Source organism: Coriobacteriia bacterium, from assembly GCA_016649875.1.
GTDB lineage: Bacteria > Actinomycetota > Coriobacteriia > WRKU01 > JAENWW01 > JAENWW01.
Genome location: JAENWW010000006.1, coordinates 42,501 through 54,426 on the forward strand (window position 1 = coordinate 42,501; position 11,926 = coordinate 54,426).

Sequence of the window (11,926 nt, forward strand, 5' to 3'; positions counted from 1 at the left end):
TCTATCCATGGGCAGGCTGAAGCGAAGGTAAGACTTCGTGGAGGGCCGAACCCACTTCGGTTGAAAACGGAGGGGATGACCTGTGGATTGGAGTGAAAGGCTAATCAAACTTGGAGATATCTCGTTCTCCCCGAAATAGCTTTAGGGCTAGCGTTGCGCGTTTTGTACCGGTGGTAGAGCACTGGATCGTCTAGAGGGCTTCACCGCTTATCGAAATGAACCAAACTCCGAATGCCGGTACTTTAGAGCGCAGCAGTCAGAATATGTGGGCTAAGCTGTGTATTCGAAAGGGAAACAGCCCAGACCGCCTGCTAAGGTCCCAAAATATATGCTAAGTGGAAAAGGATGTGCGTTTGCTCAGACAACCAGGATGTTGGCTTAGAAGCAGCCATTCAATTAAAGAGTGCGTAACAGCTCACTGGTCAAGTGGACATGCGCCGACAATTCACGGGGCTTAAGCATATTACCGAAGCAGCGGACTTCACGTATGTGGAGTGGTAGGGGAGCATTCTGTACCGGGTTGAAGCTGGCGGGAAACCGTCTGTGGACTGTACAGAAGTGAGAATCCTGGCATGAGTAACGAGAGAAGTGCGAGAAACACTTCCGCCGAATATCTAAGGTTTCCTGGGCAAGGCTAATCCTCCCAGGGTCAGTCGGGAGCTAAGGCGAGGCCGCAAGGCGTAGTCGATGCACAACTGGTAGATATTCCAGTACTAGTATTAACGCGTTATTACCAATGGAGTGACGGAGAAAGGTAGCCGAGCGTGGTTCTGGACGTCCACGTGAAAGGTTGTAGGGCGAAAGATAGGTAAATCCGTCTTTCATTAAGCCTGAGAACTGAGACGAAGCGATTGAGCGAAGTCGGTGATCCTCTGCTTTCGAGAAAAGCTTCTAGGGAGTGTTAATGCTACCCGTACCCCAAACCAACACAGGTAGATAGGTAGAAAATACCAAGGCGATCGAGAGAACTATGGTTAAGGAACTCGGCAAAATGGCTCCGTAACTTCGGGAGAAGGAGCGCCTCGGTTGGTGATTGCCCTTGCGGCATAAGCTGATCGTGGCCGCAGTGAATTGGCCCAAGCGACTGTTTACTAAAAACACAGGACTCTGCTAAATCGTAAGATGACGTATAGGGTCTGACGCCTGCCCGGTGCTGGAAGGTTACGGGGATGGGTTAGCCTTCGGGCGAAGCTCTGAACCTAAGCCCCAGTAAACGGCGGCCGTAACTATAACGGTCCTAAGGTAGCGAAATTCCTTGTCGGGTAAGTTCCGACCTGCACGAATGGCGTAACGACTTGGGCACTGTCTCAACCATAGACTCGGTGAAATTGTATTATTCGTGAAGATGCGAATTACCCACGGTAGGACGGAAAGACCCCGTGAACCTTTACTATAGCTTGACATTGATTATTGATTTTTCGTGTAGAGGATAGGTGGGAGACTTTGAAGCAGGGACGCCAGTTCCTGTGGAGTCACCCTTGGAATACCACCCTCGAAAGATTGATGATCTAACACTGCGCCTTGAAACAGGGCAGTGGACCGTGTCAGGTGGGTAGTTTGACTGGGGCGGTCGCCTCCTAAAATGTAACGGAGGCGTACGTAAGGTTGGCTCAAAACGGTTGGCAATCGTTTGTAGAGTATAAGAGTATAAGCCAGCTTGACTGCGAGACCTACAAGTCGAGCAGAGACGAAAGTCGGTTCTAGTGATCCGGCGGCCCAGAGTGGAATGGCCGTCGCTCAACGGATAAAAGGTACTCCGGGGATAACAGGCTGATCCTTCCCAAGAGTCCACATCGACGGAAGGGTTTGGCACCTCGATGTCGGCTCATCGCATCCTGGGGCTGGAGCAGGTCCCAAGGGTATGGCTGTTCGCCATTTAAAGCGGTACGCGAGCTGGGTTTAGAACGTCGTGAGACAGTTCGGTCCCTATCCACCGTGGGCGTAGGAAAATTGAAGGAATCTGTCCCTAGTACGAGAGGACCGGGATGGACGAACCTCTGGTGCACCAGTTGTCTTCCAAAGGCATCGCTGGTTAGCTACGTTCGGAATGGATAACCGCTGAAAGCATCTAAGCGGGAAGCCAATCCTAAGATGAGTTTTCCCACTAGGTTAACTAGGTAAGACCCCTTCTAGACTAGGAGGTTGATAGGCTGCAAGTGTAAGCGTAGCAATACGTTCAGCTGAGCAGTACTAATTGGTCGAGGTCTTATTTTCATTACATGATTTTGATTGCGCTATTCGACATTCAGGGTACCTTCCGGTACGCTTGACATGGAGAATATTACACTCCGACGAAGATCGACTTATGAGAGTCGTCGGTAGTGCTTAGTGATTATTGCGGAGGGGGTACACCCGATCCCATTCCGAACTCGGAAGTTAAGCCCTCCAGCGCCGATGGTACTGTCGGTATAGCCGATGGAAGAGCAGGACGTTGCTAAGCACTACCGACGACTCTTTTTATTTGATCAGTCGTCATTCGGGAATGTAGTATTTCTTATATCAGGCTCCGTTTAGATTCGGAATGCGATATTTAGTTGGAAATCCGGGGTATTTCTCTCGTTTTTTCTATGCAGACAACGTGAATTTGGTGCTCATTTGGGCACCTTTTGCCGTTTATTGTGGCGCGTTTTGTTTAATTCTGATAAAGTTAACGGCTGTTAATCACAATTATTCTAAGGAGAATGTTATGGCTCTTGATAAAGCGAAAGTCAAAGAGGTACTCGAGACGATTCGCCCTCGCCTCCAGGCCGATGGCGGAGACATCGAGTTCATCGACGTCAACGACAAAGACGAGGTTATCGTTGCGCTCCAGGGTGCTTGCCGCGGTTGCCCGATGTCGCAATTCACCTTGGCGACGCAGGTCGAGTGCATCCTCAAGGAGGCAATCCCCGAGGTTACCGGTGTTATCCCTCAGTAATCACGTCGAGCGCATGCGGTTATTTTGATTCTGAAATAGTTTAAGACGTCGGATCGTTATCCGGCGTCTTTTTTTGTCGTCAAAAGGTCGTTCTTCAGTGCAAATCTTCTTTCTCACGTGTTATACTGTTCACACTGTCAGATGGGTGGGAACTTCTCCGCTTTCACGCGTTTGTGCGAACAGACGAGCGAAAAGCGGTTTTTTTCACCGTGGCAGGTGTATTTATTGGCCCCGAAAATGTAAGAACCTGTAGTAGGCGACGACAAGTAACAAGTACTGTAAACCTCGACGACGAATCTGTAGGCGACAAGCATGTAGGGGGTCCCGATGCGTGAAAGGGGTCCACATGACCGACCAAGTGTTTGGCACCACATTTGAGATGGAGCAGCTCTCTGACGAAGAGATGAATGCATACATCGACGGTACTATGACTGATTTTGACGAGGGCGACCTCGTCCGCGGTACCGTGGTAAAAATCGAGCGCGACGAAGTCCTGCTCGATATAGGCTACAAATCAGAAGGAGTCATTCCTGTGCGCGAGCTTTCGATTCGCAAGGATGCGTCTCCTGCCGAGCTCGTGTCATACGGCGATGAAATCGAGGCACAAGTACTGCAGAAAGAAGACAAAGATGGTCGCCTCATTCTTTCTAAGAAGCGTGCGGAGTACGAGCGCGCGTGGGGCAATGTTGAGAAAATGTTCGAGTCCGGCGAAATCGTCGAAGGTGAAGTCATCGAGGTCGTCAAAGGCGGTCTCATCATCGACATTGGCCTTCGCGGATTCCTTCCTGCGTCACTCGTCGACTTGCGACGCGTTCGCGATTTGCAGGCATTCTTGGGCGAGAAGCTCGAGGCTCGTGTCATCGAGATGGACCGCAACCGCAACAACGTCGTTTTGTCTCGTCGCGTAGTTCTCGAAGAGGGTCGCAAGCAAGACCGCGGCGCGCTTTTGGGCAAACTCCAAAAGGGCATGATTCTTCCGGGACACATTTCATCAATCGTAGACTTCGGTGCATTCGTCGACCTCGGCGGCATCGATGGTCTTGTTCACATTTCAGAGCTTTCGTGGAGCCACGTCAACCATCCGTCCGAGGTTGTCAAAGTCGGCGATGCGGTTAACGTTCAGGTTCTCGAGGTCGACATGGACCGTGAGCGCATTTCTCTCGGTCTCAAGCAGACCACCGAGGATCCTTGGAAGCAACTTGTTTCAAGCTTCCCCGAGAGTGCAATTATCGAGGGTAAAGTTACCAAACTTGTTCCGTTCGGCATCTTCGTCGAGCTCGGAAACGGTGTCGAGGGACTTGTTCACATATCCGAAATGGCCAAGGGTCACGTAGAGACTCCCGACCAGGTCACTTCGGTGGGCGAGACCGTAAAGATCAAGGTCATGGACGTCGATACCGATCGTCGTCGTATTTCGCTTTCGATGCGCGCTGCCGCCGAGGAGCTCGGTTATGAAATCGAGATTACCAGCAAGCCCGAGGTAGAGGAAGTTCCTGCCGATGAGGCTCCTGCTGCTGAGGTAGAGGCAGAGGAAGTTCCCATAGCCGTCGAGACTGCCGAAGAGGCACCCGTAGAGGCTGAGGAAGTTCCTGCAGAGGAAACCGCTGTTGAGGAGGCTCCTGCCGAGGAAGCCGTCGCTGAAGAGGCTCGTGCCGAGGCACCCGTAGAGGCTGAGGAAGTTCCTGCCGAGGAAGTCGCTGAAGAAGATGCTCCCGCAGAAGAAGTTCCTGCAGAGGAAACCACCAAAGCATAGAGTTAGGTAGTCATATATAAAATAAGACCCGCATTTTTTTGCGGGTCTTATTTTATTGTGCGTCCGAGCGCTGTTGTTGACGTTAAAGCCATTATTTTATAGCTTGTTTTTCGCGTTAGAGAACTAGCTTTCTGGTATACAGAGAAACACCCGGCTCTCGGCCGGGTGTTTCTCTGTGATCATGGTTTATGCGAGATGCTGGATTGAGACTGGGCGCTAGGCGATGATCTCCTCATCGTCGAGAGGATCTTCAAACTGCGAATTGTATAGGTTCGCGTAGAAACCGTTTTGAGCGAGAAGCTCTTCGTGGTTCCCCGACTCGATGACCGAGCCGTGGTTCATGACCAAGATGAGGTCGGCATCACGGATCGTCGAGAGGCGGTGGGCGATGACGAAACTGGTGCGTCCCGCCATTAAACGGTTCATCGCCTCTTGGATCATGCGCTCGGTGCGGGTGTCGACCGAGCTCGTCGCCTCATCGAGAATCAGGATGGGAGCATCTGCCAAGACCGCACGGGCGATGGTGAGGAGTTGCCTCTGTCCGACGGATATGTTGCCTGCGTCTTCGGTCAAAATCGTGTCATAGCCCTTGGGAAGCGTGTGAATGAAGTGATCGGCGAGCGCGACTATGGCCGCGTTGTGGATCTCCTCATCGGTTGCATCGTCTTTACCGTAGGCGATATTGTCGCGGATCGTTCCGGTGAAGAGCCACGTGTCCTGCAACACCATGCCGAACTCTTGACGCACGGCGCTGCGGGTCATGTCGGAGGTGTTCACGCCACCGATTGAAATCGCGCCACCCTGAATCTCATAAAACCGCATGAGCAAGTTGACGATGGTCGTCTTACCGGCACCGGTCGGGCCGACGATTGCAATGGTTTGTCCGGGCTTCGCGTCGAAGCTCAAGTCGGTGATGAGCGGCTTCTTCGCACTGTAACTGAATGCGATGTGCGAACCGAGAATCTCTCCGCGAATTTTTTCATCGTCGAGCTCCTCGATGGCATTGGCCTTATCGGGAGCCTCTTCATCTTCTGCGAGAAGATCGAATACACGTTCAGCAGCAGCGATCGTGCCCTGAATTACGTTCGCGATTTGTGCGGTCTGGCTGAGCGGTTGTGTTAACTGCTGGACATACTGGATGAAGGCGAGGATGTCGCCGATCATGAGTTTACCTGCGGCGGACAGCAGTGCCGCAACGACGACGATTACGATGTACTCGAGGTTGGATATGAAGTTGACGAGTGGCATCATGACGCTGGCGGTGAATTGCGCGCGATAGGCATCCCCGTAGAGCTTATCGTTGGTTTGGTTGAACACCTTGAGCGAGTCTTTTTCGCGGTTGAACGACTTGATGATCGAGTGTGCCGCATAGTTTTCCTCGACGATGCCGTTGATAACGCCGAGCTTTTCTTGCTGTGCGCCGAAGTACTTTTGCGACCTAGGCGCGATCAGCGCCGTGGCGCCGATGGTCACGGGAATTGCGACGAGCGCCACGACGGCCAAAATCGGGCTGATGGTAAACATCATGATCATGATTCCGATGATGGTCAGAATCGAGGTCAGAAGCTGGGATAGCACCTGTTGCGAGTTGCTCGATATCAAATCGATGTCGATGGTGATACGAGACAGCGTCTCTCCGTAGGTGTTGCTATCGAAATAGGAGAGGGGCAACATGTTGAGCTTGTCGGAAACTTTGGCACGCAAACGGTATACGAGGTTTTGCGTGAGTCGTACGGTCGAGTTTTGCTGGCCCCAGTTGAAGAGCGAGCTTGCTATGTAGAGGATGACGAGAACGAGCACGACTTTCCCGATATACGTGAAGTCTATTCCGACGTTCATCCCCTTCGCACGCAGGATTATGCCCTCACCGATTTTATTGGTGGCAAGTGCCATGATTTTCGGGCCGGCGACTGAGGCTGCGACCGAAATCACTGCGCATACGATGGCGATGAGCAGATAGGTTCTGTCCGGGCGCATTTCTTTGAAAAGTCTTTTAAGGCTGCCCTTGAAATCATTGGCTTTTTCGGCTTTTTGTCCGAGGGCGGTCATGGCCGGTGATCCGCCCATGCCGGTGGCGACTCGCTTCTGTCGCTTATTTTTTGCTTCAGTCGGTTTGGTTTCTGCCATTATCGACTCATCTCCTCTTCACTCAGTTGCGAGTGCGCGATCTCTTGGTAGACCTCGTTTGTTGCGAGGAGCTCTTCGTGTGTTCCGACACCAGCGATGCGTCCCTCATCGATTACGATGATTTGGTCGGCATGGGTGATGGTGGAAATTCTTTGGGCGACCATGATGACGACGGCTTCTTTCGTGATGGGCTCGAGCGCCGCACGCAATTTCGCATCGGTCGTCAGGTCGAGTGCGGAGAACGTGTCGTCGAATAGGTAGACATCGGGCTTACGGATGATGGCACGTGCAATCGCCAAACGCTGCTTTTGTCCGCCCGAGAAGTTCTTGCCTCCCTGAGAGACATACGAATCGAGTTTTTCGGGAAGTTCTTCGACGAAAGCCTTCGCTTGTGCCACTTCGAGAGCGGTCCACATGTCTTCCTCCGTGGCATTTTCATTGCCGATGAGTAAGTTATCTGCAATCGTTCCGCTGAAAAGAACCGCCGTTTGAGGTGCGTAGCCGAGACGATTGTGGAGCTCTTCTTGGCTGACGTCGCCGACGGGAACATCGTTGACGGTAATCGTGCCCGATGTGGCTTGATAGAGACGCTCGATCAAGTTGATGAGTGTAGATTTTCCCGCACCGGTCGATCCGATGATGGCCGTGGTGGTTCCGGCTGTGGCGGTAAACGATATATTGCTGAGCGCCGGTTCGTCGGCTCCCTTGAAAGCGTAGGAAACGTCCTTGAATTCAACTTTCGCATCGTTGCCGGGAATCCGAGGATTCTCCGGGTCGAAAATTGTGGGATCGGTTTCGAGCACTTCGTTGATGCGCTCGGCGGAAACGCTTGCACGAGGAAGCATGATGAGAATCATGGAGAGCATCATAACGGCGGTCAGTATCTGCATCGCATATTGCAAGAACGCCATGAGGCTACCGATTTGAAGCCCGCCCGTATCGATGAGCTTTGCGCCGAACCAGATGATGGCGACACTTACCGCTTGGATTATGAACATCATGATCGGCAGGATGGTGGTCATGAGTTTGTTTACGCGCAAGGTGGTAGCTGTAAGCTCGGTGTTAGTGGCATTGAAACGCTCGCGCTGGAGATCTTGACGGTTGAAAGCACGAATCACGCGCACACCGGTAAGACCCTCTCGTGCAACTTGGTTGAGCCGGTCCGATTTCTTTTGCACCGAGCGAAACAGCGGCATTGCGAAACGAGCGGTGATTCCCACGAGTATCGCCAGCAGCGGGATGGCCACACCGATTATCCACGTGAGTTGTCCATCCGCCTTCAACGTCATGAGAATCGCTCCGATTGCCATAAACGGTGCAATCAAAGCGATGCGTAAAAGCATGAAAGACATCTGTTGGACTTGTGCGATATCGTTAGTCGAACGGATGATGAGAGAGGCAATCGAGAATTTGTCGATATCTGCCAGCGAAAATGCTTCGACGCGGGAGAAAACTTTTGCGCGTAAATCGCGAGCAACCCCGGCAGAAACCTTCGATGCGAGATAGCCTGCAGCGACGGCGCATATCATATACAGAACGGTGATGAGAAGCATGAGAGCACCCTTATTAAGGATGTAACTCAGCTGCGTGGCGGCGGTGCCGGCGCCTTGTGTCACGGGATTGGTGATACCTTTTTGGACGATTCCGACATCGACGATTTCCGACATCTGATTCGGAAGTTCGAGAGTAGCCCTGACTTGGCCTATTGTGAGAAATATAATCACAATGATGACACCGAGGTAGGGCTTGAAATTTTTCAAGAGTTTAGTCAAGTTCTTCTCCAGTCGGGTGGTGCGGTTTGTGGGAGGACGAGGTACGATGATGGGTCTCTGAACAGCCTTGCGAACGTTCCCTTCCGTTCATTTTTTCCAAAACAACGGTGCTCAAGGCGGCACAGCCCTCGGTGATGATTTCAAGTTTTTCTTCGGATACATCGGCGAACACATCAATGAGCGCGTCTTGCGAAATTTGGTGCAGTTGGGCGAGCAGTTCCTCACCTTTCGAGGTGATCTGAATAATCTGCCTTCTGCGGTCCTGGGAGTCGACGGTCCGCTCGATCAGCCCGGCCGAAAAGAGCGAGTCGATGGCTCTCGAGAGCGAAGGAGCAGGAATGTCGAATCTTTCCTGAAGCTCACCTTGCGTGACTGAACGGTGCGAAAGCGCGAGAAGGAGATAGATGTCCTTCTGCCCCCGTCCGGTTGTATGCCATTGCTGGTGCATGACCCTGTTCAGCGCCGGCAAAATGATGTGGAGGTTATCGGCCAGTTCCTCGATTTTCGGATTTATATTTTTTTGTTGGTCTGTCATGTTTCCTCCTTGTATGTATGCTAAATGAAATTGTTTCATTTAGCAACTGTTTCAAAAAGAAAGTTATGGAGAAAAATTCACAGAGATGTCGGTAAGGGTACAATTCATGTATGGATACACTCATTCTTTCCGGCCCCATAGGCGCAGGTAAAACAAGCGCCGGCAACATAATCCTTGATGTGCTCTCCCGAAAGGGGATTACGTCGAAACTCGTCGTGCTCGATGCAATCGGGCACGAAGTTCTCGCCGATGATACATCCGTTATACGCGGACTTGTCGATGCTTTCGGAACGAGAATATTGTCGCCTGAAGGTGAGATCGATCGTTCGGCGTTGGCGGCGGTTGCGTTTTCTTCACCTGAAAATACGGAAATACTCAACGAGTGCACTCATGAAAAAATCGGGGAACGTCTTTTGAAGATGAGGAACGATTTCTTGAAGTCCGACCCTGAGGGTATTCTCGTCATAGAATGTCCATTCCCCGTAAATGCGCTCTTCGGATACGATACGTTCAAAGACATTTTCGCGACTTCTAAAGTCATCGTTTTGCAGAGTCGACGAGAGCTTCGGGTGAATCGTAAAACGAGTCTTTTCCCCGAGGATGTTATGAGGCGAGACCGGCTTCAGCATTCAAAAGGAGAGTACACGGGGGATTATGTGGTGATCAATGACGGCACTCGTGATGACCTCGTATCCTCGCTTGAGAAAATCATTGAAAGAGAGGCGCGATGAAAACTCCGCGCCCCATATCGAACAGACCCATCAGAGTCGTTTCCCCCTTCGAGCCTTCCGGCGATCAGCCCAAGGCGATTGCCGGTTTGGCTAAAGGGATTCGCGACAAGTTGCGTTACCAAACGCTGCTCGGCGTCACCGGTTCGGGGAAAACTTTCACTATGGCGAAACTGATCGAGGAAGTGCAGCGCCCGACATTGGTCATGGCTCCCAATAAGACGCTGGCCGCCCAGCTTGCTTCCGAACTCAAGGAATTCTTACCTGAAGCCGCCGTCGTCTATTTTGTGTCCTACTATGATTATTACCAGCCCGAGGCGTACGTTCCTTCGACGGATACCTTCATTGAGAAAGATTCCTCGATAAATGCGGAGGTGGAAAAGTTGCGCCATGCCGCCACGGCGTCGCTTCTTTCACGCCGCGATGTCGTGGTGGTAGCGAGCGTGTCGTGTATATACGGAATCGGTTCGCCGGAAGATTATGCGGGTATGGCGGTGTTGCTCGATGACGATGTGAAGTACGATCGGGATACGTTGATCTCCGATCTCATCGACATCCAATACGACCGTAACGACTATGCGGTCGAGCGCGGAAATTTTCGTGTGAGAGGCGATGTCATCGATGTGTTTCCTCCGTATGCGGATCATCCGATCAGAATCGAGCTTTTCGGCGACGATATCGAGCGTATCGCCGAGGTCGACAACATCACCGGCGAAGAGCTCAATACGTTTCACTGGCTCCCGATATGGCCTGCTTCGCACTATGTGACCGAGCACGCGAAGTTGGATAAAGCTATTGTGACTATTCAAGCCGAGCTCGATCAGCGCTTGGCGGAGTTCCATTCTCAAGGAAAACTGCTGGAAGAGCAGCGATTGCAAATGCGAACGCAATACGATCTCGAAATGCTTGAGACAATCGGTTCTTGTGCGGGTATTGAGAACTACTCCCGTCATCTCGACGGTCGTAAACCCGGCGAGCCGTCCAATACGTTGATCGACTATTTTCCCGATGACTTCATTTGTATCATCGATGAAAGTCATGTGACGGTCCCCCAAATTCGGGGCATGCATGAGGGGGACCGGTCTCGAAAAATCACACTCGTGGAGCATGGGTTCCGACTGCCTTCGGCGTTGGATAACCGTCCTTTGCGCTTCGATGAGTTCAATCAGAAGGTGAAGCAAACCGTTTACGTATCTGCGACTCCGGGTGACTACGAACTCGATATTTCACAAAAAGTCGTCGAGCAAATTATTCGCCCGACCGGTCTCATCGATCCGGAAATAGAAGTTCGAACCAGCAAGGGACAAATCGATGATCTTCTCAATGAAATCCATGAGCGTGTGCAATCCGGTGATCGAGTTCTCGTGACGACCCTCACGAAAAAGATGTCGGAAGACCTCACCGACTACCTCTGTGAGCATGGGGTGAAGGTGCGTTACCTCCACGGCGACATCGGGACGCTCGAGCGCGTGGATATTTTAAGGGAACTGCGTCAAGGCGTCATCGATGTGGTTGTGGGTATCAATCTCCTCCGCGAGGGTCTTGATCTTCCCGAAGTTTCACTGGTCGCAATTTTGGATGCCGATAAAGAAGGTTTTTTGCGTAACCATCGCTCGTTGATTCAGACAACCGGCCGAGCGGCACGTAATGTTTCGGGAAAAGTATTAATGTATGCCGATAGAATGACCGACTCGATGAAGATCGCAATCGAGGAGACGAATCGTCGTAGGGAGATTCAGACTGCCTATAATGAAGAACACGGCATCAAACCGGAGACGATCCGAAAAGCAATTTCGGATATATCTTCATTCATCGGAAGCGGCGAAGAGCCGAATGGCGACGCCGTCGTCGATGCGGCCGCAGAACTGGCCGCACTCGGGAAAGGGCGTGCGCTTTCGATAGTTTCCGCGATGGAAGAGGAGATGACGCTTGCCGCCGAGAAGCTTGATTTCGAGACGGCTGCGCGTATCCGCGATCAGGTGTTGAAACTGAGAACGGAAATCGAAGGAATTGGTAAGGAAGACGTTTTGGGTAAGCTCAAAAGCAGCGCTCGCAAAGGCAGTTCTTATGGACACAAGCGCCGGAAGTAAGCAG

The 11,926-nt window shown here is 51.8% G+C and carries 7 protein-coding genes and 2 rRNA genes (1 of these 9 running past the window's edge); 6 read left to right on the forward strand and 3 right to left on the reverse strand.

The genetic code is table 11. The features are described from left to right. From JJE36_03405 to rpsA, 4 genes are all read left to right on the forward strand, one after another. A 23S ribosomal RNA gene (locus JJE36_03405) occupies positions 1 to 2,214 on the forward strand (it extends 789 nt beyond the left edge of the window). Between the two features lie 110 nt (positions 2,215 to 2,324). Further along, positions 2,325 to 2,440, forward strand: a 5S ribosomal RNA gene (rrf, locus tag JJE36_03410). A gap of 246 nt (positions 2,441 to 2,686) precedes the next feature. Next, entirely contained in the window at positions 2,687 to 2,917 is a 231-nt protein-coding gene (locus JJE36_03415) for a NifU family protein (protein ID MBK5211346.1), read from the forward strand. 346 nt (positions 2,918 to 3,263) lie between these two features. Next, on the forward strand, positions 3,264 to 4,670 hold the full coding sequence (gene rpsA / locus JJE36_03420) for a 30S ribosomal protein S1 (GenBank protein MBK5211347.1): 1,407 nt from the start codon (positions 3,264 to 3,266) through the stop codon (positions 4,668 to 4,670). A gap of 216 nt (positions 4,671 to 4,886) precedes the next feature. On the opposite strand, the gene JJE36_03425 is transcribed toward rpsA, so the two are convergent. The 3 genes from JJE36_03425 to JJE36_03435 are packed head-to-tail and all read right to left on the reverse strand — an operon-like array spanning position 4,887 to position 9,104. After that, positions 4,887 to 6,737 (reverse strand): ABC transporter ATP-binding protein, encoded by a 1,851-nt coding sequence (locus tag JJE36_03425; protein ID MBK5211348.1) that lies wholly within the window; start codon positions 6,735 to 6,737, stop codon positions 4,887 to 4,889. Between the two features lie 59 nt (positions 6,738 to 6,796). Beyond that, the gene (locus tag JJE36_03430) at positions 6,797 to 8,569 is read right to left on the reverse strand and encodes an ABC transporter ATP-binding protein (GenBank protein ID MBK5211349.1); all 1,773 of its coding nucleotides are present in this window, start codon (positions 8,567 to 8,569) and stop codon (positions 6,797 to 6,799) included. Continuing rightward, the gene (locus JJE36_03435) at positions 8,562 to 9,104 is read right to left on the reverse strand and encodes a MarR family transcriptional regulator (GenBank protein MBK5211350.1); all 543 of its coding nucleotides are present in this window, start codon (positions 9,102 to 9,104) and stop codon (positions 8,562 to 8,564) included. Before JJE36_03435 ends, JJE36_03430 begins: the two co-directional genes overlap by 8 nt. A 110-nt stretch (positions 9,105 to 9,214) precedes the next feature. Between JJE36_03435 and JJE36_03440 the strand changes: the two genes are divergently transcribed. Together JJE36_03440 and uvrB are read left to right on the forward strand one after the other, a co-directional pair. Further along, a complete protein-coding gene (locus JJE36_03440; GenBank protein ID MBK5211351.1) occupies positions 9,215 to 9,835 on the forward strand; it encodes a dephospho-CoA kinase in 621 nt (206 codons plus the stop codon). Continuing rightward, positions 9,832 to 11,922, forward strand: coding sequence for an excinuclease ABC subunit UvrB (gene uvrB / locus JJE36_03445; protein MBK5211352.1), 2,091 nt, complete (start codon positions 9,832 to 9,834; stop codon positions 11,920 to 11,922). The genes JJE36_03440 and uvrB overlap by 4 nt, the downstream gene beginning before the upstream one ends. Positions 11,923 to 11,926 lie beyond the last annotated feature (4 nt).

Excerpts from the sequence above, each read along its gene's own strand:
- rpsA (MBK5211347.1), top strand. The coding sequence starts at position 3,264 with ATGACCGACCAAGTGTTTGGCACCACATTTGAGATGGAGCAGCTCTCT.
- JJE36_03415 (MBK5211346.1), top strand. The coding sequence starts at position 2,687 with ATGGCTCTTGATAAAGCGAAAGTCAAAGAGGTACTCGAGACGATTCGC.
- JJE36_03440 (MBK5211351.1), top strand. The coding sequence starts at position 9,215 with ATGGATACACTCATTCTTTCCGGCCCCATAGGCGCAGGTAAAACAAGC.
- JJE36_03435 (MBK5211350.1), bottom strand. The coding sequence starts at position 9,104 with ATGACAGACCAACAAAAAAATATAAATCCGAAAATCGAGGAACTGGCC.
- uvrB (MBK5211352.1), top strand. The coding sequence starts at position 9,832 with ATGAAAACTCCGCGCCCCATATCGAACAGACCCATCAGAGTCGTTTCC.
- JJE36_03425 (MBK5211348.1), bottom strand. The coding sequence starts at position 6,737 with ATGGGCGGATCACCGGCCATGACCGCCCTCGGACAAAAAGCCGAAAAA.